General features: G+C 60.1%; 26 protein-coding genes and 4 pseudogenes. 18 read left to right on the forward strand and 12 right to left on the reverse strand.

What is annotated here, in order from left to right; all coding sequences use genetic code 11:
- Nucleotides 1–155 precede the first annotated feature (155 nt).
- Together U5S82_18220 and U5S82_18225 are read left to right on the forward strand one after the other, a co-directional pair.
- Nucleotides 156–1,913, forward strand: coding sequence for an FAD-dependent oxidoreductase (locus tag U5S82_18220; protein MDZ7753522.1), 1,758 nt, complete (start codon nt 156–158; stop codon nt 1,911–1,913).
- Nucleotides 1,910–2,422, forward strand: coding sequence for a ferritin family protein (locus tag U5S82_18225; protein ID MDZ7753523.1), 513 nt, complete (start codon nt 1,910–1,912; stop codon nt 2,420–2,422). The genes U5S82_18220 and U5S82_18225 overlap by 4 nt, the downstream gene beginning before the upstream one ends.
- Before the next feature lie 44 nt (nt 2,423–2,466).
- Here U5S82_18225 and U5S82_18230 read toward each other — a convergent pair whose 3' ends face one another.
- On the reverse strand, nt 2,467–3,282 hold the full coding sequence (locus U5S82_18230; GenBank protein MDZ7753524.1) for a hypothetical protein: 816 nt from the start codon (nt 3,280–3,282) through the stop codon (nt 2,467–2,469).
- Nucleotides 3,283–3,746: 464 nt separating this feature from the next.
- On the opposite strand from U5S82_18230, the gene U5S82_18235 reads away from it, so the two are divergent.
- The 4 genes and pseudogenes from U5S82_18235 to U5S82_18250 all read left to right on the forward strand — a co-directional run bounded on the left by U5S82_18235 (nt 3,747) and on the right by U5S82_18250 (nt 5,976).
- Nucleotides 3,747–3,986 carry a hypothetical protein gene (locus U5S82_18235; GenBank protein MDZ7753525.1) on the forward strand — a complete coding sequence of 80 codons (240 nt, stop codon included), beginning with the start codon at nt 3,747–3,749 and terminating at the stop codon, nt 3,984–3,986.
- A 119-nt stretch (nt 3,987–4,105) separates the two neighbouring features.
- Nucleotides 4,106–5,134 carry an AAA family ATPase gene (locus tag U5S82_18240; GenBank protein MDZ7753526.1) on the forward strand — a complete coding sequence of 343 codons (1,029 nt, stop codon included), beginning with the start codon at nt 4,106–4,108 and terminating at the stop codon, nt 5,132–5,134.
- A complete protein-coding gene (locus U5S82_18245) occupies nt 5,131–5,805 on the forward strand; it encodes a hypothetical protein (GenBank protein ID MDZ7753527.1) in 675 nt (224 codons plus the stop codon). Before U5S82_18240 ends, U5S82_18245 begins: the two co-directional genes overlap by 4 nt.
- Nucleotides 5,806–5,895: 90 nt before the next feature.
- Nucleotides 5,896–5,976, forward strand: a pseudogene (locus tag U5S82_18250) (transposase).
- Nucleotides 5,977–6,786: 810 nt separating this feature from the next.
- On the opposite strand, the gene U5S82_18255 reads toward U5S82_18250, so the two are convergent.
- Nucleotides 6,787–7,140, reverse strand: a complete 354-nt coding sequence (locus tag U5S82_18255; protein MDZ7753528.1) for a hypothetical protein — start codon at nt 7,138–7,140, stop codon at nt 6,787–6,789.
- 131 nt (nt 7,141–7,271) lie between these two features.
- Between U5S82_18255 and U5S82_18260 the strand changes: the two genes are divergently transcribed.
- Complete coding sequence (locus tag U5S82_18260; GenBank protein ID MDZ7753529.1) at nt 7,272–7,961, forward strand: DNA methylase; 690 nt, start codon at nt 7,272–7,274, stop codon at nt 7,959–7,961.
- Between the two features lie 56 nt (nt 7,962–8,017).
- On the forward strand, nt 8,018–9,418 hold the full coding sequence (locus U5S82_18265; protein MDZ7753530.1) for a transposase: 1,401 nt from the start codon (nt 8,018–8,020) through the stop codon (nt 9,416–9,418).
- Here the strand turns inward: U5S82_18265 and U5S82_18270 are convergent.
- The 5 genes from U5S82_18270 to U5S82_18290 all read right to left on the reverse strand — a co-directional run bounded on the left by U5S82_18270 (nt 9,393) and on the right by U5S82_18290 (nt 13,792).
- Nucleotides 9,393–10,004, reverse strand: coding sequence for a hypothetical protein (locus U5S82_18270; protein ID MDZ7753531.1), 612 nt, complete (start codon nt 10,002–10,004; stop codon nt 9,393–9,395). The two genes, U5S82_18265 and U5S82_18270, sit on opposite strands and share 26 nt — an antisense overlap.
- Before the next feature lie 844 nt (nt 10,005–10,848).
- Nucleotides 10,849–11,037 carry a hypothetical protein gene (locus U5S82_18275; GenBank protein ID MDZ7753532.1) on the reverse strand — a complete coding sequence of 63 codons (189 nt, stop codon included), beginning with the start codon at nt 11,035–11,037 and terminating at the stop codon, nt 10,849–10,851.
- Between the two features lies 1 nt (nt 11,038).
- A complete protein-coding gene (locus U5S82_18280) occupies nt 11,039–11,887 on the reverse strand; it encodes an ATP-binding protein (protein MDZ7753533.1) in 849 nt (282 codons plus the stop codon).
- 6 nt (nt 11,888–11,893) lie between these two features.
- Nucleotides 11,894–13,324: a DDE-type integrase/transposase/recombinase gene (locus U5S82_18285; protein ID MDZ7753534.1), complete on the reverse strand. Its 1,431-nt coding sequence runs from the start codon at nt 13,322–13,324 to the stop codon at nt 11,894–11,896.
- A gap of 99 nt (nt 13,325–13,423) precedes the next feature.
- A complete protein-coding gene (locus U5S82_18290; GenBank protein ID MDZ7753535.1) occupies nt 13,424–13,792 on the reverse strand; it encodes a hypothetical protein in 369 nt (122 codons plus the stop codon).
- A 507-nt stretch (nt 13,793–14,299) separates the two neighbouring features.
- Here U5S82_18290 and U5S82_18295 point away from each other — a divergent pair.
- From U5S82_18295 to U5S82_18310, 4 genes and pseudogenes are all read left to right on the forward strand, one after another.
- Nucleotides 14,300–14,470: a hypothetical protein gene (locus tag U5S82_18295; GenBank protein MDZ7753536.1), complete on the forward strand. Its 171-nt coding sequence runs from the start codon at nt 14,300–14,302 to the stop codon at nt 14,468–14,470.
- Between the two features lie 1,620 nt (nt 14,471–16,090).
- Nucleotides 16,091–17,308, forward strand: coding sequence for a group II intron reverse transcriptase/maturase (gene ltrA, locus U5S82_18300; GenBank protein ID MDZ7753537.1), 1,218 nt, complete (start codon nt 16,091–16,093; stop codon nt 17,306–17,308).
- A gap of 228 nt (nt 17,309–17,536) precedes the next feature.
- Nucleotides 17,537–17,779: a hypothetical protein gene (locus U5S82_18305; GenBank protein MDZ7753538.1), complete on the forward strand. Its 243-nt coding sequence runs from the start codon at nt 17,537–17,539 to the stop codon at nt 17,777–17,779.
- Nucleotides 17,776–17,883, forward strand: a pseudogene (locus tag U5S82_18310) (DUF2283 domain-containing protein). Before U5S82_18305 ends, U5S82_18310 begins: the two are co-directional and overlap by 4 nt.
- A 45-nt stretch (nt 17,884–17,928) precedes the next feature.
- Here the strand turns inward: U5S82_18310 and U5S82_18315 are convergent.
- The 3 genes and pseudogenes from U5S82_18315 to U5S82_18325 all read right to left on the reverse strand — a co-directional run bounded on the left by U5S82_18315 (nt 17,929) and on the right by U5S82_18325 (nt 20,622).
- Nucleotides 17,929–18,561, reverse strand: coding sequence for an ISAzo13 family transposase (locus U5S82_18315; protein MDZ7753539.1), 633 nt, complete (start codon nt 18,559–18,561; stop codon nt 17,929–17,931).
- Between the two features lie 10 nt (nt 18,562–18,571).
- Nucleotides 18,572–19,150 (reverse strand): annotated as a pseudogene (locus U5S82_18320) (ISAzo13 family transposase).
- 311 nt (nt 19,151–19,461) lie between these two features.
- Entirely contained in the window at nt 19,462–20,622 is a 1,161-nt protein-coding gene (locus tag U5S82_18325; protein ID MDZ7753540.1) for an IS4 family transposase, read from the reverse strand.
- A gap of 449 nt (nt 20,623–21,071) precedes the next feature.
- Here U5S82_18325 and U5S82_18330 point away from each other — a divergent pair.
- Nucleotides 21,072–21,363: pseudogene (locus tag U5S82_18330) on the forward strand (BrnT family toxin).
- Nucleotides 21,356–21,565: a BrnA antitoxin family protein gene (locus tag U5S82_18335; protein ID MDZ7753541.1), complete on the forward strand. Its 210-nt coding sequence runs from the start codon at nt 21,356–21,358 to the stop codon at nt 21,563–21,565. The pseudogene U5S82_18330 and the gene U5S82_18335 overlap by 8 nt, the downstream one beginning before the upstream one ends.
- 373 nt (nt 21,566–21,938) lie before the next feature.
- Here the strand turns inward: U5S82_18335 and U5S82_18340 are convergent, their stop codons facing one another.
- Both U5S82_18340 and U5S82_18345 read right to left on the reverse strand, forming a co-directional pair.
- Nucleotides 21,939–22,211 carry a Txe/YoeB family addiction module toxin gene (locus U5S82_18340; GenBank protein MDZ7753542.1) on the reverse strand — a complete coding sequence of 91 codons (273 nt, stop codon included), beginning with the start codon at nt 22,209–22,211 and terminating at the stop codon, nt 21,939–21,941.
- On the reverse strand, nt 22,192–22,464 hold the full coding sequence (locus tag U5S82_18345) for a type II toxin-antitoxin system Phd/YefM family antitoxin (protein MDZ7753543.1): 273 nt from the start codon (nt 22,462–22,464) through the stop codon (nt 22,192–22,194). The genes U5S82_18340 and U5S82_18345 overlap by 20 nt, the downstream gene beginning before the upstream one ends.
- Nucleotides 22,465–22,693: 229 nt before the next feature.
- On the opposite strand from U5S82_18345, the gene U5S82_18350 reads away from it, so the two are divergent.
- The 4 genes from U5S82_18350 to U5S82_18365 all read left to right on the forward strand — a co-directional run bounded on the left by U5S82_18350 (nt 22,694) and on the right by U5S82_18365 (nt 24,463).
- The gene (locus U5S82_18350) at nt 22,694–22,984 is read left to right on the forward strand and encodes a BrnT family toxin (protein ID MDZ7753544.1); all 291 of its coding nucleotides are present in this window, start codon (nt 22,694–22,696) and stop codon (nt 22,982–22,984) included.
- A gap of 230 nt (nt 22,985–23,214) precedes the next feature.
- Nucleotides 23,215–23,799, forward strand: a complete 585-nt coding sequence (locus U5S82_18355; protein MDZ7753545.1) for a DMT family transporter — start codon at nt 23,215–23,217, stop codon at nt 23,797–23,799.
- Nucleotides 23,800–23,841: 42 nt separating this feature from the next.
- Nucleotides 23,842–24,195, forward strand: a complete 354-nt coding sequence (locus U5S82_18360) for a type II toxin-antitoxin system RelE/ParE family toxin (GenBank protein MDZ7753546.1) — start codon at nt 23,842–23,844, stop codon at nt 24,193–24,195.
- Nucleotides 24,176–24,463 carry a helix-turn-helix domain-containing protein gene (locus U5S82_18365; protein ID MDZ7753547.1) on the forward strand — a complete coding sequence of 96 codons (288 nt, stop codon included), beginning with the start codon at nt 24,176–24,178 and terminating at the stop codon, nt 24,461–24,463. The genes U5S82_18360 and U5S82_18365 overlap by 20 nt, the downstream gene beginning before the upstream one ends.
- The last annotated feature ends 7 nt before the right edge of the window (nt 24,464–24,470 follow it).

Genomic DNA, 24,470 nt, shown 5'->3' on the forward strand with positions numbered 1-24,470 from the left:
TCAAGAGAAGCAGTAAGATGTCCAAGCCAATTCAAAATTCAAAATTCAAAATTCAAAATTCGGGCGAGCGGGCGCCGGATATTGACCCCAACACGAAGGGCTCGATCCTCAACCCCCTCCGTGCTCTTCAGTTCTTCGCCCGCGAGCCCGTAACCGTGCCTCTGGGCCCCCGCGTGGCCGCCATGCGCTACCGCGGCTTCCATATCAACGACTGGGAGGCGTGCATCGGCTGCTCCACCTGCCAGAAGGTGTGCGACAACGCGGCCATCACCATGGTGCGGGTGCCGGGCCTGCCCGAGGACCCCCTGAACGGGGTGCGCAACCTGCGCCCGGCCATCGACTATGGCCGCTGCTGCTGGTGCGCCCTGTGCGTGGACCTGTGCCCCACGGGCTCCATCCGCCTGTCCCGGGAGTACGTGCACACCTGCACCGACGAGGAGCTGTCCAGCTACTTCATCCTGCCGGACCCCAAGGGGATCCATAACGAATATTACGGCGAGGGCTGGACCCAGACCGCCGAGAACGACCTCGTGGATCCCAACCGCCAGGCCATGGCCGAGCGGCCCGCCGCCGAGCGGGTGGACGACTTCAACGAGATCGTCGAAGGCTACGACCTCCAGCAGGCCATCGTGGAGGCCTCGCGCTGCGTGCAGTGCGGCATGTGCCACGATGCCTGCCCGGCCCACATGAACGCGCCGGAGTACATCCGCGCCATCTGGCAGCAGGACCTGGAGGAGGCCGTGCACCAGATCTACCGCACCAATCCCTTCGCCCACACCTGCGGGCGGGTGTGCACCCACCGCTGCGAGACCGCCTGTTCCATCGGCAAGCGCGGCGAGCCCGTGGCCATCCGCTGGCTGAAGCGCTTCGCCATGGACGCGGTGGGTGACGAGCGGGTGCGCTCCATCGTCGCCGAGCGTTTCCCGAAGCAGCCGGCCAGCGGTCGCTCCGTGGGTATCGTGGGGGCAGGGCCGTCGGGCCTCACAGCGGCCTTCGACCTGGCCCGCCACGGCCATAAGGTGGTGGTCTACGAGGGCCTGGAGAAGGCGGGCGGCATGGCGCGCTACGGCATCCCCGCCTACCGCATGCCTTACGATCGGCTGGACGCGGACATCGGCGTCATCGAGGCCATGGGGGTGGAGATCCGCTGCAACACCCGGGTGGGGCACGACGTGTCCATGGAGCAGTTGCGGGACGAGCATGATGCCGTGCTGCTGGGGTTGGGGCTGCAGTGGGCGCGCTCCACCCGCATCCCCGGCGCCGACCATCCCAACGTGTTGAAGGCGGTGGATTTGCTGCGGCGGGTGACGGAGGAGGACACCTTCGAGGTACCCCGCCGCGCCGTGATCATCGGCGGCGGCAACGTGGCCATGGATATCGCCCGCACCCTGGCCCGCCTGCAGCGAAAACAACACGGCGAGGTGGCCGTGACCCTGACGGCCCTGGAGGACCTGGAACATTTCCTGGCCGACGCCGACGAGGTGCGGGAGGCGGGCGAGGAGGGCATCGAGATCTTCGACGCCCGCGGCCCGCGCGAGTGCGTGGTGGAGGGGGATATGCTCCGCGGCCTGCGCACCTGGGGGGTGCGCTCCATCTTCGATGCCGACGGCCGCTTCGCACCGAGCTACGACGAAGAGGACGAGCAGTTCCACCCCGGAGACATGATCGTGGAGGCCATCGGCCAGCAGGCGGACACCGCGCTGCTGGGGGAGGCCCTGACGGAGGCCCTGGAATGGCAGCGCGGGCGGCTCGCGGTGGACGACGCCTGCCGTACCTCCGAGCCCTGGCTGTGGGCGGCGGGGGACATGGTCCACGGCCCCGACGTCATCCACGCCGTGGCCGACGGCCACCGCGCGGCGGCGGATATCCAGGGCCATTTCGAAGATATGGACCGCAGGAGCAAGGCATCATGACTGAACACCGGGAAGGCCATCCCAGCGGTAAGGAGCGCCTGCAGGCGGCTCAGACCCTGGGCGAGATCCTCGCCACCGCGACCTCCTTCGAGGAGACGGCGCGGGACTTCTACCGCGACCTGGCGCCGCGGGTGAGCAAACGCATCCGCTGGCTAGTGGACGAGCTGGCGGAGGAGGAACAACGTCACTACGATCTATTCGGGGAACTCGCCACCCGCGACGACGTCCTGGAGCAGGTGGAGGAACGGGTGGCGACCCCGGCCGCCAACCGGCGCTTCTCCGACTGTGTGCAGTCGGCGGATCTGGGCGACAACCCCGACGACCAGGCCGTGTTGCAGTACGCCCTCTATCGCGAGCAGGCGGCCATGGACCAGTACACGGAGCTGGCCCAAAGCACGTCCCCGGGTCCCGTCCAGGAGCTGTTCCAGTTCCTCGCCAACGAAGAGACCCAGCACAAGGCGGAGCTGGAGAAGCTCTATTACGAGGTGGTCCACAGCGGGGGCGTGTAAGCCCCCGCGGCATCGCCACTCGCGCGGCGCCGACCTCGAGTGCCTCAGCCCGGTGCCGGGGCCGGCTCCACCGACAGGGGGGCGTCCGCAGGGGCGGCGCCCCGTTCCCGGACCAGCTCGGCGATCAGGGCCTCCAGGTTCTGCGCGGCTTCGCTGTCGTCACCGAAGGCCTTCAGCCTTTCCAGGGCCTCGGTGGCGGAGTCGGGGGCCTCGAGGATGTAGTAGAGGGCCGCGTTCATGAAGGCCTCGTCCTGCCCCTCAACCGGCGAGTAGGCCGCCAGCACCTCTTCCAGGCGCGGGCGCAACTCGTCGTCCACCTCCAGGTAGTGGAGGCCGTCGGCATCGATGCGGAAGGCCCGCCGCATGGCCCATACCCCGCGGGACAGGTCCCCCGTGGCCGCCGCCGCCACCGCATAACCGGCCTTGGGCTGGCCGCTGTCGGGGGCCGCCTCCGCCGCCAGGCCGAAGCTCCGCAGGGCACCCCGGGCATCACCCGCCGCCAGCCGCGACCAGCCATCGCCCCCCTGGACTACCGTGTTGGTTTCATCGTTGCTGTCATAGTTCGACGATGAGATGTCGGTGGTGTCCCTGGAGGTCGTGGTGGTGGTGCCGTAATCCCGCAAACCGACATGGCTGCGATAACGGTAGGAGGGCGAGTAGCTCCGGTAACCGTGGCGCCGATGGCTCCGGTAAAGCCCATAGCGATGGCCGCCGTAGTAGGGGGAGTAATGACGACCGTAGTGGTGACCATAGCCGTAGCCCCAGGCCGCGGCGGGCGGCGCCACGAGAGACAGGGCGAGACCGACCACAAGAACGGCGGCGAGGCCGCCGCCGGCATGGATGATGCGAGGGTGTGACATGGCGGATCCTCCATTCAGGCCGCATGACGCGGCTGCTTCGTGCCTGGCCATCCCCGTTCAGGAGACCCCGTAGAAAGTGGCTTCCTTACAGGGCGCAGCCGTCGCCGGTATCTCCATTGCCGTCAAGCCCAGGGGGCGGCGGTCCCGCTCGTCCGGCTGTTGGATTTTGTGGGGAAATGGCGAGAGAATGACCACCAATCGCACGTCGCAGGGACCGAAGACATGGACGAAGACACCTCACCGGCCACGACCACCGCCCCCATCCGCACCATCCCCGGCGCACCGCGCCCACCCTGCGCAATACATTTCTCTGTAGATAAGTCCGCGCCGGTCTGAGGGGCGGCTTGGTCCGACAGACATTTCTCCGAAATGCCGAAGCTTGTAACGATTTCAGGGAAACTCGAAGACGATGCCAGGAAATACCAGATCCGGGCCGTAGAAAAGGCAGTCCAGGAGGCTGAGAAATGAAGAAAAGCGCACTGTACGCCAAAATCGTGGAATGGTCCGAAGAGGATCAGTGTTTCGTGGGTAGCGCACCAGGGCTGGTGTATGGGGGTTGTCACGGCGCAGACGAAAAGGAAGTTTTTACCGAGCTTTGCCGAATCGTTGATGAAGCCATTGAGCTTTACCACCAAAAGGGAAAGCCTCTTCCTTCCCCGACGGCTGGCCGTGACCTTGCCAACACATTGCAACGAATCGCATAACAAGCGGTGTATAAGTGGACAGACGATCATATCCGCGATATCCGAAGCGCGCGTAACCGTGGTCTGTCCGCTGTTATTCTGTCCCCTGTTGTTCGCCGTAAGCTAAGTGAGGCAAATGAATGACTAAGATTGTAGCTTTATACAATAACAAAGGAGGGGTCTCTAAGACGACCACCACGTTTAATCTGGCCGTATTTCTTTCCCAAAAAGGAAGCCAAGTCCTCGTAGCCGATTGCGATCCACAGTGTAATATGACCGAGCTATTTCTCGCGATGAGAGATGATCTAGACGACCCGAGCAAGGAACTCCCTGGTACTTCAATCTATGAGGCCCTCCTTCCCCGTTTTCGCGGCCAACAGTCCGAGATAAGCCAGGCGGATATAGAGATTGTGCCGCATGAGCGATATGAAGGATTGCACCTTTTCAAAGGAGATTTGGCTTTTTCTCAAGCGGAAACGTATTTTGGAACTGCTTGGAATCAGGCGGTTACAGAAAACATCCATGAGAAGAATACTTATGTTGCTCTACATCGCCTTTTTGAGTCCATGGGATCAGCGCGAGGTTTTGACTATATCCTATGTGACGTTGGTCCGAGTACTGGCGCTATTACTCGTACCGTTGTCCTATCTTGTGACGAAATTGTGATTCCCTTGGTGCCTGATAGATTCTGTTATCAGGCGGTTCAGCTTCTCGGAACCGTTGTGAAACAGTGGGTATCTCAGCACAAAGTGATTTGCTCAAGTTTGACTCCGTTCGGTATCGCGCCGTTTCCTGGCAGGCCGAAGCTAGCCGGCACAGTTTTGCAGAACTTCAAGGTTCACCAAGGGTCTCGGGTCAAAGCGTCTTACATTAAATGGCAAGAGCGCATAGCAGCGGAGATAAGCAACTGTCTCGTCGGAGATGATGGTCTTGAAGCGAAATCCACTTTTGATCCGTGCAACCCGTACACTGCCTCGATCAAGGATGTCGCGGTGCTTGCCCCTGTGGCTCAGCTTTTCGGTAGGGCAATTTTCGACATCGAGCAAGAACATACAAAGGAAGCGTCGAGCGACGGACGGATGTACTACGGTACAGTTTGGGAGCCGTGGCTGAGACGGATGGAAGAGTACAAACAGGAAATTGCGAAAATCGCAGAAGCCTTAGAATGAGTGAGCAGTATATTTATACAGCCCTAATTGATGTCTTGGGCTACAGAGCTCGGCTGGAGTCGGACATGAGGCGCGGCATGTCTTCTATGAAAGATGATCTAGAAGGGGCTCTATCGATATTTGATACCGTCAATAATGCGGTCTTTGGAGTCCAGGCTATATCGGACACTGTCATTCTTACGTGCAACACTCACACTAATTTTGAAGAATTTCTCGGAATCATAAAATTGGTTTTCCTTTCGTTTCTGAAGCGGAAATTATTCATTCGAGGCGCAATTGCCTACTCAAAGCATTTCCAGAGCGGTCGGCTAACCTACAGTCATGCAATAACGCGTGCCTACGAGATCGAAAGTACATCGGCCATTTACCCAAGAATCATCGTCGATAACAACATCGTTGATATGTTTAGGTCGGGCTCGAACCTTCCAGATATTTTTGGAAAAGGTCATCTCTGCCACTGTAATGGCACTGCATTTGTCAATGTTGTAACATCGGTCTCGTGGAACGATGCATATCAATCGGCCCGAAATATGTACGAGCGAGATCGAGGGGATTTACAATACAATGAGGTGGCTTTTGCGAAGCATGTCTGGTTTGAGGAGTACCTTTTTTCATCCTCAGCTGTTGATCCGGATGCTAAGAGGTATGTAGAACAAATTGAGGACCTATAGCCCAACAAAAATTACGGTGACGCTTTACTGTTTGAATTACGGTGACGCTTTACTGTTTGCACCACTTCCCTCTCGGCTTACGCTACGCACATGTCTCGGCTCCCACGGATCATCTTACCCGGCGTTCCCCACCACGTGACGCAACGAGGGAACAGGCGGCAACGGATCTTTAATAATTGGCAATGCCGCACATTCTAGCGGGTGGGGGAATCCCGCCCGGGTAACCGCTAGCCACGGGCCCGGTATCGAGCCTTGCAGTCAGCCCGGTGACGGGCTGGTTGATGCGTAGGTATGAAGGCAGGCGAGGTGCAAGGGTAACGGGTGAAGCCGACCTTGAAGGTGTAGAGCTCCGAAAAGTTCGTTGGTGAGTGCCGATGGGTTTGTCCCACCAGCAGGCAACAGCCGTCATGCGCCCTGGCAAGCATGACGGGCACTCCCCGGGGTCCGAGGCCGTGTCGAGCCTGACATTGCGAATGTGCGGTAACCAAGGAGATCCCATCATCGGTGTGCAGGAGGCGCGCATCCGTGGACAAGCCGTAACAAGCGAGGAAGCGGGCGGTGGTGATGGGAAGTCGGAGGCTCCCATAGTAGCTCCGTGAAAATAGATCTGTCCCGTTTCTCCGCTTGACGACCACCGCATGACGTTGCACCTTGCGGATGTCATGGTAGGGTGTTAACTGCTTCTGGAGACAGTCGGCGGCAACAGCCTGTAAATGAGCTAAATTCATGGGGATCCCACAGGGTCAGATCCCATTTTTTATTCCCCAAAATCCGCGCCGCCTTTCCCGAAAATGCGCGATGAACCATAAAAAAACCCAGGTTGAACAAGGCTTCTTCATTAGCATTTCTTTCAGACTAGGCTTTTTTATGTCTAGCCAAACTTATCAGACCAAGCAGCCCTGAACCAAAAAGCCACACTCCGGCCGGTACTGGCACAGGAGAAACATCACGATCATCTCAAGAGTCCCGAGTTCTCGGCGGTTATTGCTCCCCGTGCTGACCCTCGAGCTCGTCGAGCCAGTCTTCGGTGAGCGCATCGAGCTCGTCTAGTTGTTCCTGGGAGTAATCTTCCGGGGCGTAGTGCTCGAGCCAGGAGATCAGGAAGCTCGTAATACGCTCACGAGGGAAGTCCGGATACGCCTTCTGTATGCATTCGATGGACTGATCGAAGCTGAGGCGTTGGGCCTCGGGCCAGATGATCTCGCGTCGTCCGGGATCGAGCTGCACGCCGTCCATGAGCGCCCAGAGAGCGTCTGAGACTTCGATGGAGCGCTGGCCCTGGGGCGAGCCCATGTAGTCGAGTAGCCCGCCGACGAAGGGATGCTTCTCACTCATGTCGATAGCATAACACTGGCGGACGTTCGATCATCAGGTACGCAAGGCGCTGCCCCGAGTCATCGACGTCGTTTGACACCCTAGCTGAATGAGGCTAGTCTGCTGGTCGTCACGGACACGGATCGGCAGCGATGGGTAGCTACTTCGGATCGAAGGCGACGTCGGGCTTGTGCCAGGCGATCATCGCCCTGATGCCGCCCCACGACACCTACATCGAGAGCCACCTCGGCGGCGGGGCGATCATGCAGCGCAAGCTGCCGGCGCTCGTCAACATCGGCATCGACCGCAATCGGCGAGCGCTCGCGAAGTTCGAGTGCCCCTATCCGGTCGAGCTGGTGCATGGCTGCGCGCACCGATTCCTGGCCGAGTATGCGTATCGGGGGCGAGAGCTCATCTACAGCGACCCGCCCTATCTGCAGCCGACCCGCCGCGGCGAGCGCCGATACCGTTTCGACTACGAAGAGCACGACCACGTGGCGTTGCTCGAGCTGCTCAAGCGCCTGCCCTGTCACGTGATCCTCTCCGGCTACCCCTCGGCGCTCTACGACGAGCGGCTGGCCGGGTGGCGCAGCCTCGAGCTTCAGGTGATGAACCAGGCGGGCGTCGTCACCGAGAAGCTGTGGTTCAACTTCAGCGTCGATCGCCTGCACTGGGCGCGCTATGCGGGCAAGAACTTCACGGACCGCCAACGCATCAAGCGTAAGGCGGTGAGCTGGGCCCGCCGCTACGAGGCCATGCCGCCCGCCGAGCGCCTGGCGGTGCTCGCGGCCGTGATGGCCGTGGAAGTCCAGGAGCCCGAGCCCGGCATGCCTTCTCCATAACCGGCCCCGCGCGGCGGGCCAAATCACCGTTTCATTCTCTTCATGGGAGGTGGACGATGTCGCTATGGGAGTCCTGGTGGAAAGCAATCTGGCTGCTGCGTCCGGCGTTCTCGCGCCTGCGCACCTTCCTGTGGTTCGCCACCGCCGTGGCCGGTCTCACCGTGCGAGGCGATCTTTTAGGCGTGACCAGCCTCGTGCGGGCGCTCGCCCTCAAGCCCCGCTTCTACGACAACCTGCTGGATTCGTTCCACAGCCGCGCCATCAAGCTCGAGCGGCTCGCGGCGCTGTGGACCCAAGCCGTGCTGCGGCTCTTTCCCGCGCCGCTGCTCGTCAACGGCCGCCGCGTCATGGTCGGGGACGGAATCAAAGTCCCCAAGCGCGGCAAGAAGATGCCCGCCGTGAAGCTATTGCATCAGCAGTCCGACGCCAACACCAAGCCCGAATACATCATGGGACACTCCCTTCAGGCGGTGAGCCTGCTGGTTGAGGCCGACCAAAGCGTCTTCGCTGTCCCCCTCGCCGTGCGCATCCACGAGGGCCTCGTCTTCTCCAATCGCGACCGGCGCACCCTGCTCGACAAGATGCTCGCCCTGATTCAGACCGTGGCGATCACGGAACCCTTCTACTACGTTGCCGATGCCTACTACGCCGCCGGCAAGATGGTTCGCGGCCTCATCGCCGAGGGCAACCATCTCGTCACCCGCGTCCGATCCAATGCCGTCGCTTACACCCCCTATCGCCAGCGCGGCCCGAGGAAAAGAGGCCGGCCGAGACGCTACGGGAAGAAGCTCAAGCTCAGGTCACTGCTGAACGACACGAACGACTTCCAATCCGGGCCAAGCCCCGTCTACGGCGAGGACAACGTCACGATTCGGTACCAGGTCCGAGACCTGCTCTGGCGGCCCGCCGGACAGCTCGTGCGCTTCGTCGCCGTCATCCACCCGACCAGAGGCTCTTGCCTGCTGATGTGCACCGACGTCGCCCTGGACGCCGTCGAGATCATTCGCCTCTACGGCCTGCGCTTCAAGATCGAGCACAGCTTCAAGCAGGCCGTCCGACAGATCGGCACCTTCGCCTATCACTTCTGGATGCAGGACATGAAGCCGCTCAAACGCCGCAACGGCAATCAATACCTGCACCGGGAAACGCTCAGGTATCGCGAGAACGTCAAACGCAAGATCCACGCCTACCACGTCTTCATGCAGGCCGGCGTCGTCGCTCAAGGCTTGCTTCAGTATCTGTCGGTGGTTTTCCCGCAGCTCATCTGGCAATCCTTCGGCTCGTGGCTGCGGACGATCCGACCCGGTATTCCCCCGTCGGAGCTCGTCGTCACTCATGCGCTACGCAACACGCTGCCGGAATTTCTCTTGAGTTCCGCCAAAACCCATTCCCTGGCAAAATTCATCACCGAACGGCAGGACACTGAAAGAATCAGCATGTTCCGCCTCGCGTCCTGACGAGAAGTCGGGACTCATGAGGATCATGAACAGCCCACGCATAGTAATAAACGAGTTCCTTATTAGCGTCTCCCGGACCACCTGAAGCAAAAGAAAAGGATTTCGCATCATTTGTGGGATTGGATGGCCTTTCTGAGCCAGACCAATAACGACTGTCACCCATGACGTTGGCAAATGGCCCCGGTGATCCAGCCGTGATGCCGGTGTAGGTATACAGATGATCGTACTCGTTATCCATACAATTGGCTTCAGACTCCTGAGGCGCGCCGCTACAGTCATACACCTGCAAATCCCCATCAAGATTCATACTTGGCAGGCGCCAGCCGCTGACGCCATCAACAGTCAAGGCAGCCGCCCAGTCTATCGCATTGGGCCAGGACATCCGACCATCACCAGGTGAAAACCCATTGTCGTAGGCAGTACCGACTGCTGCATTGGCATCGGCCAGCCAAGTGATATCCAGAACATCATCGTAGTACGCCAATCCATTCAGGCGTGAATACAAAGCCGCGTGGGCTACAGAGGAAACTGAAAGCAGGATAAAGGCGGGCACGAGCCAGGAAAGGAATATTCTCTTCACAATCAATCAACCTCCGTATTTAATCATTCGTCGGTTGGTAAATCTTAGACTCAATTCATTCGTTTTCCAACTCGATCGCGAGGCACCGTATGAGGATGTATAAACCACCTTTTCGGCGGCTCGTAGCGGGCAGTCTTCCTTGACCTGCGTCGGCATCCGTCGTCGGTAGGCTGCTGTGGCTCGCTTATCAGCGTGCTGATCGGGTTCACGTACCCGGATCCAGCCCGGAGACGGACTCGCCGACACAAATCTCCCCCGCCCACCGCTTTTCCGGACAGGCAACGCCGTTGTCGCGCCGCTGACGGCACATGTTCAAACGAAGTGAGCGTGCGCTTACCTCATCTCGTCGAACAGCCCCCGCTGCGGTGGCGCCCGACTCAGCGGCCGCCGAGTAATAATAGGGGACGGCAGCGGCTTGGCAATGCCGCACATTCTAGCGGGTGGGAATCCCGCCCGGGTAGCCGCTAGCCACGGGCCCGGTATCGAGCCTTGCAGTCAGTCCGGTGACGGGCTGGTTGATGCGTAGGTACGAAAGCAGGCGAGGTGCAAGGGTAACGGGTGAAGCCGACCTTGAAGGTGTAGAGCTCCGAAAAATTCGTTGGTGGGGGAGTGCCGATGGGTTTGTCCCACCAGCAGGCAACAGCCGTCATGCGCCCTGGCAAGCATGACGGGCACTCCCCGGAGTCCGAGGCCGTGTCGAGCCTGACATTGCGAATGTGCGGTAACCAAGGAGATCCCATCATCGGTGTGTGAGAGCGGTCACCCGATTTGATGGACTGATTTTCACGATTGGTGATGGTTCCATCGACAGCGGTGGCGGCTGCGTTGCCGCCGCGGTCACGCGCACAGATCAGGACGAGGGGTCGAGGGGCAAGGTCAGTTGATTGTCGTGGGGGCGCTGGTCGTGGTACCAGCGGTGCAGTTGTGAGAAGTAGTGGTTCTGGAAGGCGGTATAGAAGTCTTCGAGGAACTCATTGAGTGCAACGACGGCTTCGTCGGGCAGTTCGGGGAAGGCGAAGCGATCGGCATCGTCGTGCATGTCAGCGGGCTCCAGCGGCGCTGCGTCGAGGCGGTTGCGTTGCGGGCGCAGCGAAGACCTGCAGATAGAGTTTTTCGTCGAGCACGGTGATGTCGCGCTGCGCGGCGGCCATGAGCAGTTCGGCGGCCATACTGATGAAGATGCGGTAGTTGCCGGCGGCGTGATCGGCGAGCGTGTGGCGCAGTTCCTGGGTCATGAGGCCGGCGTTGCCGGCGGCGGCGAGCAGGTGTTCGAGGCAGGCGAGGAGTTCTTCACGGGTTGCGACGCCGGTGGCGAGGCGTGTGCGAATGCGCGAGCCCAAGGGGATGAGTTCCTCGCGGCGGAGTTTGTCGAGCAGGCGAGCATCGCCTGAGAGCACCACGCACAGGAGCGATTGGGAATCGAAGCGTGCGCTGGCCAGCAGGCGCAGCTCACTCAAGACCATGGGGGTCATTTCCTGGGCTTCGTCGATGAGGATGACGGGGCGTCGATTGGCGGAGCCGAGATGGTCGAGCCAGCGGGCGCGCAGCGCCTTGAAGCCACCCCAGCGGTTGCTCATGCGCATGGCGATCCCGAAGATGTCACCGAGCTCGCGGTAGAAGTCGCTCAAGTTGCTTTGCGGATGGTGGATGACGCCGACCGACAAGTCCGTCAGGCGTGAGAGGCGCTCGGCAAGCAGTCGCATGACGACGCTTTTGCCGGAGCCGGGATCACCATGGACAAGCGCGAAGCCGCCCTCGCGCAGGTGCGCCTGCTCGATACGCCAGCAGAAGTTCTCGATCTGGGGCGGCACATAGAGCGCTTCGGTCGGCACGTCAGGGGTAAAGGGGTTCCACTTGAGGCCATAGAGCGCCAGGAGTTTCTGGTTCATGCGGGGTCAATCCTTCTCGTTGGTGGGTAAATAGGCCGGCGGCAGGCCGGTGGCGGCGTAGTCGGCGATCATTTGTTTCATCAGCGGTGCGATGCCGGTGTTGGTCGCGGCGCTCGGCGCTGGGTGGGTCGGCTCGACGCGCCGGCGCAGGGCGTCGGCGTTGGCCGTTTTATCGAGCGGGCGCACCGGGCAGAGGATGGTGCCCGTGCGCGCATCGACCAGGTCGACGCGGCTCAAGTCCCAGCGGGCATAGCGCAGATGCACCTCGCTCAGATGACGATAGCGCGACGGCAGCTCGAAGCGCTGGCCGTCGAGACTGACGGTGCCGTCAGAGCGGCGTTGCTTGCGCTTGACCTCAAGGCGGAAGGCGGCGCGCAAGTCGTCGCTGCCGGGGCACTCGCGCGCGACGTTGGGGCCGGCGAGTAAGCGATCGAGCGGTGTCTCGCCGAGCTCGCTGTGCACGGTGCAATGATATTCCTGGGTAATCCAGGCTTGGGTCGCCACGTTGAGCTGCTCGAGTGTGAGGTTCGGTTCGCCCTCGAGCATGGCGAGCAGGCGCCCTTCGACGCGGCCCCAGAGGTTCTCCTGCTTACCATTCACATGCGGCGAATACGGCAACGTTGGCAGGTGCACAATACCCAGGTGATGAAGCCCCGCGGTGAACTCGGCCGAGATCATCGCCGCGCCGCGGTCGGTCATCAGCGAGCGCGGCAACCCGACCTTTTGCAAGGCCTGGCACAGGCCGTGGACCAGCTCCTCGGTGCGCTCGTTCGTGTACCACTGGGCATGGCACAAGAACCGTGAGCGATCGTCGATGAAGCCGACCAGCAGCGGTTTGACGTACTCGCCACGGCGGGTCAGGACCTTGCGCGAGCCGTGATGGAAGTCCAGATGCATGAGCTGCAGCACATGCGCGACTTCGTAGCTGCGCACTTCGCGCTGTTCGAGCCAGTCGCGGGCGGCCATCGCCCCGTCAGTGGCGCGCTTGGGCGTTCGTTGGCGCACGAGTCCCTGGGCTTTCAGATAGCGCCGCACGCTCGGATACGAGGGCGACTTCGCGTCGGCGAGGGTCACGCGTAAGTTGTCATGGTGTAACTGGGCGGTCCAGCCCGGGTGTTCGCGGTACTGGGTCGTCAGCGCCTGCACGGCCTCGGCTGACAGGCTCGGAAAGCGGCCGATGTCGCGCCGCACCTGATTGCGCAGCGCCCGCACCGGATCGGCGGCATGCCTGGCGGCGTAGAACCAACGCTCCAGAGTCGAGGCGGCGAACCGCATCTCCAGCCCCGTGAACGGATGACGCCAAGTCTTGGCAGCCAAGTCCTTCAGCGCGGCGCGCAACTGGCCCGGGGCCGGCGGCGCGGCGAGCAGCGGTCCGATGATCGCAAAGCGCAGTCGCGCCCAACGATCGCGTTGCGGTAGTTCGTCCTCGTTGCTCATGCTCGCTCCCATGGTGGCCTTGTTGATGGGAACGCAGGCTACAAAGTGCCTGATCGGCAGTCTATCGACATCCTCTGCGGGTAGTGGGCAACCCGCGAATTACCTGACCATGGCACGGGTGCTCAAGGGCGCAATGAAGCGCAGCGCTTGTACCAGACGATCGCTCAGCGCGCTCGCCTCGAAGCGTTGCAACAGGCTCTGCGGCAACTGGTGAATCGCCACCGGTGGCATGAAGTGCTGGCAGGTCGATCGCCAGAACGGTGTCGCGGGAAAAGTGGTGCACCACCACGCCCGCCAGCGCTTCAGCGTGACCGCCGCGATGCGCAACCGAGCGCACACGGTTCGAGCCGAAGCGCTGCCCGGCGGCGAGAGCAACATAAACACCACCGCCAGATACACACGACGGCCCGCAAACCGCACCGACGGCGGCGTCGTGCGGTGATCACAGCGACCGCAGGTGAAGCTCAAACGCCGGGAATAAGCCTCCTGTAGCGCCGCCGGACAGCCACGTGGTTTACGCGGATAGTCCGCCACATGCAGTGGCCCCCCGCACGCCCGGCAACCCTGCAGCCGCGTCGTCGCGGCGAGTTCTTGGTCGATGGAGATAAGGAGATGAAAAAAAGCGGGATCTTGCAGTAGGACGTGGCACACTTACGGGGTCTCCTGGCTTGGTAACCGGAGACTCCCCGGAGGGGATCTTCTAGTCAAGATCCCCGATGGGGATCCCCCTCAAACCATCACCAAACTAGACCTCAGAAAGCAAAATCACCATCAAAATAGGTGGCGCTACTCAGGTGTGCAGGAGGCACGCACCCGTGGACAAGCGATAACAAGCGAGGAAGCGGGCGGTGTTGATGGGAAGTCGGAGGCACCCATAGTAGCGAGGAGTCCCGGTAATGCGGGAGGAGCCAAGGGGTGTCGGCTTGAGATAACGGGAGAGGGGCAACACGGCCCTACGCTGAGAGGACTATGCCCGTGAGCACACGACTCGAACGTTTCACACAGAAGGCGCGTGCCGAGCCGCAGTTGCGGTTCACGTCCCTGATGGGGATGCTGTTCGATCCCGAGGGGCTGCACGCCAGCTTCGAGCGCGGAATTACGGTGACACTTTACTGTTTTCACCACTTCCCTCTCGAATTACGGTGACACTTTACTGTTTTCACCACTTCCCTCTCGGAATTACGGTGACACTTTACTGTTTTCACCACTTCCCTCTCGGCTTACGCTATGCACATGTCTCGGCTCCCACGGATCATCTTACCCGGCGTTCCCCACCACGTGGGGCAACGAGGGAACAGGCGGCAACGGATCTTTAATAATTGGCAATGCCGCACATTTTAGCGGGTGGGAATCCCGCCCGGGTAACCGCTAGCCACGGGCCCGGTATCGAGCCTTGCAGTCAGCCCGGTGACGGGCTGGTTGATGCGTAGGTATGAAGGCAGGCGAGGTGCAAGGGTAACGGGTGAAGCCGACCTTGAAGGTGTAGAGCTCCGAAAAGTTCGTTGGTGAGTGCCGATGGGTTTGTCCCACCAGCAGGCAACAGCCGTCATGCGCCCTGGCAAGCATGACGGGCACTCCCCGCGATCCGAGGCCGTGTCGAGCCTGACATTGCGAATGTGCGGTAACCAAGGAGATCCCATCATCGGTGTGCAGGAGGCGCGCATCCGTGGACAAGCCGTAACAAGCGAGGAAGCGGGCGGTGGTGATGGGAAGTCGGAGGCGCCCATAGTAGCTCCGTGAAAATAGATCTGTCCCGTTTCTCTGGGCGGCTTCGCTACCACCGCCGGTATCTCCATTGCCGTCAAGCGCAGGAAGGCGGCAGTCCCGCTTGTCCGGGCGTTGGATTTTGCGCAGAAATGGCGAGAGAATGACCACCCATCGCACGTCGCAGGGACCGAAGACATGGACGAAGAGGCCTCGCCGGTCACGACCACCACCCCGATCAGCGCCATCCCCGGCGCACCGCGCCCACCCACCCTGCGCAATACATTTCTCGGTAGATCAGTCCGCGCCGGTCTGATGGGCGGCTTGGTCCAACAGACATTTCTCCGCCATGCTGCGCACGGGGGAGAAATGCTTATTAGTTATCGCGCCGAGCAAAGCTCGGCGTCTCTTGCGGGGTGGAAGTCCCCGTCGGGCAAGGGTTAGCCACCCACCCGTATCGAGTGTTGATCTCAATGAGGAGCGGGGCAACCCGCGAACGATAAGTGAGGTAAGCGTACACAGAGAATCCTGTAGGCCGTAGGGGTGGTCGCGCACCCTGAAGTGCTGGTACAGCTTCGAAATAAGCTTATTGCGGATGTCGACAGTTTTAACTTGCTGGAAGACAACACGAAGCGCCCGGAATGGCTTGGGTGTGGAGGTCCGCCGGAGTCCACAGGCCGTGGCATGCAGGAAGAGAGGCGCCGTAGAACTCGGGAAGCCCCGCAAGCTCCTGAACGAGGTGAAGCCATGAAACCGACAGAGCTGGGACACGCAAGGGTGAAGAGCCTGGACACGGCGTATGCTCCGGTGGAGGGGCCGAACAGGGAACGGACAGGCAGGCCGGGAACGGCCGCATGCGAACGGGGTGTCTTATCGGGCATAGTAGTCGGAGGTTGGGAAAGCCAGCCACAAGGCGAAGGACCCGACGGGAGTACGCAGCCCGCAAAGGAAACTCGTGCCGGACACGTTGGATCGGATCAACATGAGCCCACCTCACTGCGGGGAATAGCCAAACGGGCGAAAGCCTGTAAACACCATCGCTTTCGCGACCTTTACCGGGAAGTGAATGCCGAACTTCTGCTGCATTGCTGGCAGGCACTGAACAAGGATGCTGCCAGCGGTGTGGATGGACTGACGGCGGCGGCCTATGGTGAGAACCTGATGGCCAATATTGCTGACCTGGCGGAGCGTGTGAAAGCTAAACGCTATCGAGCAAAGCTCGTACGGCGTGTTTACATCCCCAAGGAGAATGGAAAACAAAGGCCGCTGGGTATCCCGGCGCTGGAAGACAAGCTCGTGCAACTGGCCTGTGCCAAGCTGCTGACGGCGATCTACGAAAGCGACTTTCTGGATAGCAGTTACGGCTACCGGCCGGGTCGAAGCGCCAAGGAAGCAGTGTGTGACCTCACGTTTCGTCTGCAATTCGGGAGCTATGGCTACCTGGTCGAGGCGGACATACGGGGGTTTTTCGATCACATGGACCACGACTGGCTTCTGGAGATGTTGTCGTTACGGATCGACGACCGCGCCTTTGTGCACTTGATCCGGAAATGGCTGAAAGCCGGGATACTGGAGACCGATGGACAGGTACTCCATCCCGGAGCGGGCACCCCGCAAGGCGGGATCATCTCCCCGGTGCTTGCCAACCTCTACCTGCATCACGTGCTGGACCTCTGGTTCGAACGTGTATTCAGGCCCCGTTGCCGGGGCGAGGTAATGCTGTGCCGATATGCCGATGATTTTGTCTGTGCGTTTCGTTATCAGGAAGATGCGGAGCGGTTCTTCGAGATGCTACCGCTACGGCTGGGAAAGTTCGGCCTGGAGGTGGCGCCGGAGAAGACGCGGATCGTGCGCTTTAGTCGATTTCATCTGAGCATGGAACGCCGGGTCACCTTTCTGGGTTTCGAACTGTACTGGTTCCGGGACCGCAAGGGTAAGCCGCGCGTCATGCGTCGAACCGCTCGCAAGAAGTTGCAAGGCGCGTGTCGTCGCATCAAGGTGTGGATTAAGGGCAACCGGCATCTGCCGGGCAGGGAGTTTGTACGGGGACTGAATCGTCGCCTGGTGGGGCATTACAACTACTACGGTCTGCGGGGCAACTCGCGGTCGTTATGGCGGTTCTATCAATGGGCCATGGAGTGTGCATTCAAGTGGCTGAATCGGAGAGGCGGGAAGCGCAAGAGTTTCACCTGGCAGGCATTCGCCGGTGCCGTGGAAAAGCTCGGAATCGCCAAACCCCGCATTACCGAACGGCCCTCTGCACGGCGGGTGTTTGCATGAAGCCTATCGACCGCGCGAAAGCGAGTACAACCGAGGAACCGGATGCGGGAAAACCGCACGTCCGGGACTGTGCCGGGGGCGCCGGGTAACCGGCGTCCCTACGGCGGATGCGGCTGGATCGTTGTAGATGGCTGTAAAAACCCGCGCATTATGTCACGCAATACATAATGCACGGTTTTGCTCAGCCGTTAACAATCGTGAACCCTGGGGCAATGGAGTACAACATACATGGATAAGTGCAAATTCACGGAGTATTTTGAGAAGGAAGTGCTGCGGAAGCGCCCCTACTTGAAAAAAGAGTGGTGTATCTATGTGATTGAAAACGCTATTAAGTCGGAGTCCCAAGAGCACAATCGCTATCGCTATTGGGCCGCGATTCCCGAGCTTGAAGGGCGCTACTTGCGGGTTGTTACCCTGGAAGAGAAGGTGACAATTCACAACGCATTCCCGGACCGAGGATTTAAGTCATGAAGCTAAATTATTATCCGGAAACTGACTCGCTTTATATCGATCTGTCCGAACGACCCAGTGCGGAGAGTCGTGAAATCTCGGAAGGGGTGGTTCTTGATTACGACTCCGACGGTAAGGAGAGTGATCGATATTAACTTGCCAAGTTGGCATTACTCGGTACGCGGATGGATCTCATAGTTCCAGTCACCTTGGAAGTCGTTGCGCGTGAGCGCAATGGCCTTCATCTGAGCATCGGTGATTTTCGCACCGGTGGGGTATTTGCGCTCGTCCAGCTTCGCCTTGACGCGAAGCCCCTTGGCAGTACGCGTATGGCCGATGAGGTCGACGATGGTCTCGAAGGTACGCAAAGGCTTGCCTCGCCAGTTCTGCGTGATGTGACAGAACAGGCGGTGCTCTATCTTGTTCCACTTGCTCGTGCCCGGAGGAAAGTGGCTCACGCGGATACGCAGGCCCGTCTCGTCGGCGAATCCTTGCAATTCATGTTTCCATACCCTCGAACGGTAGCCGTTCGATCCCCCAGCATCAGCCGTGATGAACAGCTCCTCGGCCTTTGGATAGGCCGCGCGGCCCATCTCCTGCCACCACTGACGAATGGAGGCCACCGCAAAGGCAGGGGTGTCGTGGTCACGCCCGACGTTGACCCAGGCTTCGTTGCGCCCCATGTCGTAAATCCCGTAGGGGATCGCCTTGCCGAGCCCATCGCTGGGGAAGTCGTGCACCAGTGCCTTCTCCGGGGCGCCCTTGGGCTGCCATTCCCGCCCCCCATTGCGAAAATCGCCCATCAACTCCTTCTTCTTCCTTCTTCGTGTCCACCGAGATGACCGGCTGGCCCGCGCCGAGCAGGCCCTCGGCCGTCGCGTTGATGTACTCGAACTGCGCGTGGCGCTCGGGATGCGAGACCCCTTCGCGACTCTTGCGCACCGACTGCAACCGGTAGCCCGCTTCGTTGAGCAACCGTCCGACCGTGGTCGAACTCACCTTCCAGCCTTGCGCCGTCAGCGCGGCCGCGAGTTTCGCCCGGCTCTTGCAGGTCCAGCGCAGTGGCGACTCCGGGTCGCCGCGCGTCAGCGGGTCCACCAATCGCTCCAGCGCCTCCAGGAGCCCCGGTTGGCTCGCCTCAATTCCGGGGCGACCGGCACCCGCGCGGCGTACCCGCGCACTCGGCTGCACGCCGGACTCGATCTCACGCCGTCCCTTGCGAATGGTTTCGCGGGCAAGCCCGGTGGCCGACGACACCAGCGCATCGCCTCCCCAACCGATGCTGCGCGATTCCGCCGCCGCCCACAACCGCCGGCCACGTTCGTTGAGTTCCGGCGAAACGGCGACGTATTTCTCAACGATTGCGGCTTCCAGCAAGAGGTTTCGTTTCATCCCCGTAGGAGATCACAGATCCCACCATTTGGCAAGTTAATTTGCGACAGAGGCCTAAGCTAGTTGGTATCGACATCGACAATGCCACTAACAAAGTGGAGATGAAGAGGCTCATTCTTCGCAAACTGCCCGGCAAGATTGAAACTGCTGCCGCATAACAACCGGATCCAAGCGACGCAAAAAGCCGCGCGCTTGAGACGGAACGTTGAACTAAACCGCTCCGCGGTAGCTCCCCTTCGATAAACGCCGGCGGTTCTTCCGTCGTCAATAAAAAAAAGGGGTCAGATCTTAGGCATCCCCTCATTTTTAACTCAAATAATACCGAAGGCATCGCGGAACACGCGTTGCTCGTGGAGGAGTTCGGTGAACTTCTCGAATAACGGGCGCAATCGCTCCTCAGGCCAATTCGGAATATGTTCGTAGAGCATCAGTCCCTGGCGAAACAGCGAGTGGGTACGCCGCTTAACGGTATTTGCCTTCAGCCAGCGATCGTAGCCCAACGCCTCTCCCGCGGCACCGAGCAGCGACAGCAAGGCGATGGCCAGTGCACTGATCAGCAACAACCGGTCGCGGCGCTCCGGGCGACCGATCCGCAGCGAGGACATCCCCATGCCGAAGCGCAGATCCTTGATGTCGCGGAAGCTCGTCTCAATCCCCCAGCGCTTGGCGTAGTAACCGATGAGCGTCTTCGCCTTCGCCTCGCGGTCACTGGCAGCCAGGCACCACGGCTCCTTCATGTCCTTGGCCTGCACACACACGACCGTGGCCACGGGCAGGGCTTGGGAGTCGGTCAGCGTCGCATCGCGCAACGTGCGCGCCCGGCCATGGGTACCCACCCACTTCGCTGCCTTGCGCCGCTCGCCCTTGGCGTTGGTGATGTAATACTGGCTGCGCAACCGCACCACATAGCCGAAACCCAACTCCTCGCTCAGCAGCTTCAACAGCTTGCAGTCCGCAAAGCCCCGATCGGCCACGATCGTCACCGCCACCCCCGCCGGCAGCACCTCATAGAGCCGACACAGCAACGCATCCTCGTAATCCGTCTGCCGGCCCTTGAGGGTGGCAGCCTCCACCGTCTGCCACAGCAACGGTGTGGCACGACCATGACGGGTCAGCATCGACAGCACCAGCGTCTCGTGCCCGTCATTGGCAAAGCTCGTCCAGTCCAGCGCCACCACCACCTTGGTACGTGCGCCGATAACATAGGGCACCCAGCACGCAAAGAACCTAGCGAGTTTGATGCCGCGGTTGCTCAGCAGCCGGTCCACCTGCTTCACACCATGCTTGCTCAGCGTCCCCTGGGCATGCGCCAGACCCTGACCGATGGCGTGCACTGCCAGCGAAGCGCTGGCCAGCACTCCCCAAGCCGCGTTCGCCAGCGACAACACGCGCTTGGCGTGCAAGTCGCCGTCGAAAAGCGTATCAATGAACTCGATGATGTCATCCTGCCGAAGCGCCTGTGCTGCTTTCATCGCCGGTCCTCATGGTGATTGTGAGGACTCCAAGAATGATCTTCAGATCAACAAGTTGCAAGCCATTGTTGAGATTAAAAATGAGGGGATCCCTGAGGGGTCAGATACGATATTGTGCCAGGCTTTTACCACCAAGTCTTCAGGTATGTGCCACTCATGGCCCGTTTCGCCCGCTACGTCATTCCCGGTCAGCTCCAGCACATTATGCGGTGGGGTAACGACCACGAAGTGATTTTACCGCGGATGCGGACCGCCAAGTTTTCCGTGATTCGCTGGTGGAAGCGACCTCCAAGCACGGTCTGGCCATTTATGCCTATGTTTGGATGACCAATCACGTCCATGGGCAGGCGACGCCGGCGTTCGTTCACAGTGTTAGCAAAGTGTTCCAGTTGGGGGCGGTGGGCGATTGTCGCCTTGACAATACGCACACGATAATTACAATGTAATGCGTGAGCCATCTTAACTTTGACTGGGATCCACGTAAGGATGCCGCTAATCGCAAGAAGCATGATGTCTCGTTTCACGAGGCCAAAACTGCCTACGGACGAGTTCGGTCGGCTTATAGCGGACCCCGACCATTCTGAAGAGGAGGATCGGTTCATACTACTCGGAACGAGTATTCATTCTCGTTTGCTGGTGGTGTGCCACTGCGTTAGAGATGGTGAGACCATTCGAATCATCTCTGCGCGTAAGGCGGATAAGCGAGAACGAAAGACTTTTGAAGGGTATAGACATGCGTGATCATTACGATTTTTCAGATTCCGTCAAGAACCCATACGCTAAGAAGCTCAAGAAGCAGGTTACGATCCGGCTTGATGAAGATACCATTGCGTATTTCAAGAATCTTGCCGAGAAGAAAGACCTTCCGTATCAGAGCCTTATTAACCTCTATTTGAGAGATTGTGCCCAGTCGCGGAAAGATCTCAAAATTGAGTGGCAATAGGGACCGAAGATTGCTGGGTCACCGGGGGACACGCAAACAATGGCGCGCTGCTGGTGGTGGTGCGTTGCTTCCAGGAAATCGACGAACGTAATGCCGCCGTGCGGATGATCATTTCAACGAGGTTACCGAACTCGTCAATGACGTGCTACGCAAGGATATCGAAATGGTCGAAGGCGTGAAGTGGGAAACGGGGTCCCAGGAAGAACAACACATTCGCGGCAGATAATACTGAAGCTGAACATATCGTGAGGGAATGCCGAAAGAGGACACAGACCACGATGCTGGGAGCGCACGCTACCGTGGTCTGTCCCTATTGGCGTGTCCCTATTGGCGGCGCCGGATGCTCCTTTCGGTCGCGCCGTTGTTTGCGACGTTAGGGCTGATCGTAGTGCCCCCCAAGAGCGAAGATGTAGATGTAGGCATCGTCAAATTTGTAAACCACCCGGTCCTTTTGAGAAATCCGCCTCGACCACAACCCAGATAGGTTGTGCTTCAGCGGCTCAGGCTTTCCTGTATCTTCGCTGGGGTCGTCGGACCGGAGCATTTCTTTGAGAAGCTTGCGCAATGACCTATGCAGGTTCTTGTCGCTCTCCCGCATGGCCTCGTATGCTTCCCAGGTGTTGCCTTCAAATACGAGTGATCTCATCCATCTGCTCTTTCGTAGGCTTGTATCCCTTCTTCTTGCTGTGCGTGGCCGAGGATGCAGCAATCTGCTTCATGAGGTCACTATTCTGCAAAATGTAAAGAGTCTCCTGCTCCCTTTCCCAGTCTTCGGCACTGAGCACAACAAAGTCCTCGCCAGAGCGGCGAGTAACCCGAAGCGGCTCATGCTTGCTAAGTGCTTGTTCTACAAGGCGTTTCAGGTTGTCCCTGAATTGATTAACGCTTACGGTATCCATAGCATCTGCCCTCAGTTGTACGGAAGTGCCGTACGTTACACCAAAAGCCCTCACAAAACACTCCAGACGGACCAAAACATGCTGTCATGCCTTGCGCAAAAAGCGCAAAAAGCGCAAAAAGCGCAAAAGCCCCGCCAACATGCTTTGGCCGCTGAGTAGCGGCGTTAGAAGCCGCCGGGAAGCGCGTCGACGGCGTCGGGGATTGAGCCATAAGGTATAGTTTTTAGCCATGTTTGAGTTCGATGAACGGAAGAGCCGTGCCAACACCAAGAAGCACGGCATCGATTGCATCGAGGCTCAGGAACTCTGGGCCGATCCGGACTTTATAGAGATCCCGGCGACGACGATGGATGAGCCGTGGTTCCTCGTGATTGGTCGAATCGGTGGCAAGCACGAATCAGCCGTTAGCGGTGCTGGGCTTCTGCCTCGCGCTATTCGGGAAGCTGGTGGTGAGCGGCGCGCCCGGGGGCTGAGGGAAGGAACCCCCGGCCGCCAGCCCTGTCTCGTCCCCGCCGGTTGACCGCCAAGCGCCCTTGGGGCAGCATCTATAACCTATGACTTTCCTTTCCCCCATCGCCCGCGCTTTCGTATGGTGGTCCCACGCGCGACTGCCCATGGGTGTGTGTGCCCTCGGGGGTGATGCGGGACCGTAGACCGATACCAGGACGAAGTCCCTCCCGAGAGGCCGCAATTCCCAAAGGATTGCGGCCTTTTTGTTTTCTGATGTGCAGAGTGCCAAGGAGAATCGAGATGTCCGTGCCGGCGGCCTACCTCGGCGTCATCATCATCTGGGCCTTCACGCCCGCGCGCCTCGGCGGCATGGTGCTGGGGCTGGCGGGGCTGGTGGTGATATTCGGTACCGCCCTGGACATCGATACCGGGGTGGCGATGGGGGTGGCGGCGGTGTTCTGCGCCACGGTGTTCCACTCGGCCAGTGCGGTGTGGGTGAAGCGGCTCGACGCGGGGTTGTCGGGACTCGCCGTCACCACGGGCGGGCTGGTCGTGGCGGTGCCCCTGTTCCTTCTCACCTGGTTCCTCACGGGGGCCGCTTGGCCGGAGGAGGTGCCGGCCCGGGCGGGCGCAGCCATCCTCTATCTCGGGGTGGTGGGCTCGGTGCTGGGTTTCGCCCTCTACTACTACGTGCTCGGTCACCTGGCGGTGACCCGGGTGGCCCTCATCACCCTGGTGACGCCGGTGTGCGCCCTGTTCCTCGGGGCCGCCCTCAACGGCGAGCCCCTGACGGGCGAGGTGTGGGCCGGTACGGCCCTCATCGGCCTGGGCCTGGCCACCTACCAGTTCGGCAGCCAGGCCGGCGGCCTGCGGCTGCGGAGATAATGCGCCCTTGACAACTACGCCATTGGCGTACATTTTCCAGCGATGATCACGATCGCCGAGACTGCCCCATTTCAGCGCAAGATTGGGGCTTTGCTCTTCGATGAAGACCGTGCGGATCTGTTCGCTTATCTCGCTGAACATCCCGGTGCTGGCGTATTGATTCAAGGTACGGGCGGTATTCGTAAACTTAGGTGGGTCCGTCGAGGTAGCGGTAAGAGTGGCGGTGTTCGCGTGATCTACTACTTTCACAGTGAACTGATGCCCCTCTACCTATTGGCGGCGTTCGGAAAGAACGAAAAGGCAAATATTTCGGCTGAAGAGAAGCGGCGGTTGGCGAAAGCGGTAAACGACTTGGTGGTATTTTGGAGGCGGAGTAATGGGCAAGGCATTCACTGAAATAGCTGAGGGGCTCACAGATGCGGCAAACCACGCCAAAGGGAAGAAATCCGGCGTGGTGGAACATACTCCGGAAACCCTTGATGTGCGGGCAATTCGGGAGAAAACGGGTATGAGCCAAGAACGCTTCTGCGCGACGTTTGGCATCTCCATCGGCACGCTTCGGCATTGGGAGCAAGGGCTGCGCACGCCGCGAGGAACAGCAAGGGTTCTGTTGAAGGTGGTCGATCAGAATCCCCATGCCGTAATAGCCGCCGTGAAAGAATAAACGGCTC

It is taken from the genome of Gammaproteobacteria bacterium (assembly GCA_034522055.1).
Lineage (GTDB): Bacteria > Pseudomonadota > Gammaproteobacteria > JAABTG01 > JAABTG01 > JAABTG01.

Coding starts and splice junctions, on each gene's coding strand:
- U5S82_18225 (MDZ7753523.1), top strand. CDS start 1,910: ATGACTGAACACCGGGAAGGCCATCCCAGCGGTAAGGAGCGCCTGCAG.
- U5S82_18230 (MDZ7753524.1), bottom strand. CDS start 3,282: ATGTCACACCCTCGCATCATCCATGCCGGCGGCGGCCTCGCCGCCGTT.
- U5S82_18235 (MDZ7753525.1), top strand. CDS start 3,747: ATGAAGAAAAGCGCACTGTACGCCAAAATCGTGGAATGGTCCGAAGAG.
- U5S82_18240 (MDZ7753526.1), top strand. CDS start 4,106: ATGACTAAGATTGTAGCTTTATACAATAACAAAGGAGGGGTCTCTAAG.
- U5S82_18245 (MDZ7753527.1), top strand. CDS start 5,131: ATGAGTGAGCAGTATATTTATACAGCCCTAATTGATGTCTTGGGCTAC.
- U5S82_18255 (MDZ7753528.1), bottom strand. CDS start 7,140: ATGAGTGAGAAGCATCCCTTCGTCGGCGGGCTACTCGACTACATGGGC.
- U5S82_18260 (MDZ7753529.1), top strand. CDS start 7,272: ATGGGTAGCTACTTCGGATCGAAGGCGACGTCGGGCTTGTGCCAGGCG.
- U5S82_18265 (MDZ7753530.1), top strand. CDS start 8,018: ATGTCGCTATGGGAGTCCTGGTGGAAAGCAATCTGGCTGCTGCGTCCG.
- U5S82_18275 (MDZ7753532.1), bottom strand. CDS start 11,037: ATGCACGACGATGCCGATCGCTTCGCCTTCCCCGAACTGCCCGACGAA.
- U5S82_18280 (MDZ7753533.1), bottom strand. CDS start 11,887: ATGAACCAGAAACTCCTGGCGCTCTATGGCCTCAAGTGGAACCCCTTT.
- U5S82_18285 (MDZ7753534.1), bottom strand. CDS start 13,324: ATGAGCAACGAGGACGAACTACCGCAACGCGATCGTTGGGCGCGACTG.
- U5S82_18305 (MDZ7753538.1), top strand. CDS start 17,537: ATGGATAAGTGCAAATTCACGGAGTATTTTGAGAAGGAAGTGCTGCGG.
- U5S82_18315 (MDZ7753539.1), bottom strand. CDS start 18,561: ATGGGCGATTTTCGCAATGGGGGGCGGGAATGGCAGCCCAAGGGCGCC.
- U5S82_18325 (MDZ7753540.1), bottom strand. CDS start 20,622: ATGAAAGCAGCACAGGCGCTTCGGCAGGATGACATCATCGAGTTCATT.
- U5S82_18335 (MDZ7753541.1), top strand. CDS start 21,356: ATGCGTGATCATTACGATTTTTCAGATTCCGTCAAGAACCCATACGCT.
- U5S82_18340 (MDZ7753542.1), bottom strand. CDS start 22,211: ATGAGATCACTCGTATTTGAAGGCAACACCTGGGAAGCATACGAGGCC.
- U5S82_18345 (MDZ7753543.1), bottom strand. CDS start 22,464: ATGGATACCGTAAGCGTTAATCAATTCAGGGACAACCTGAAACGCCTT.
- U5S82_18350 (MDZ7753544.1), top strand. CDS start 22,694: ATGTTTGAGTTCGATGAACGGAAGAGCCGTGCCAACACCAAGAAGCAC.
- U5S82_18355 (MDZ7753545.1), top strand. CDS start 23,215: ATGTCCGTGCCGGCGGCCTACCTCGGCGTCATCATCATCTGGGCCTTC.
- U5S82_18360 (MDZ7753546.1), top strand. CDS start 23,842: ATGATCACGATCGCCGAGACTGCCCCATTTCAGCGCAAGATTGGGGCT.
- U5S82_18365 (MDZ7753547.1), top strand. CDS start 24,176: ATGGGCAAGGCATTCACTGAAATAGCTGAGGGGCTCACAGATGCGGCA.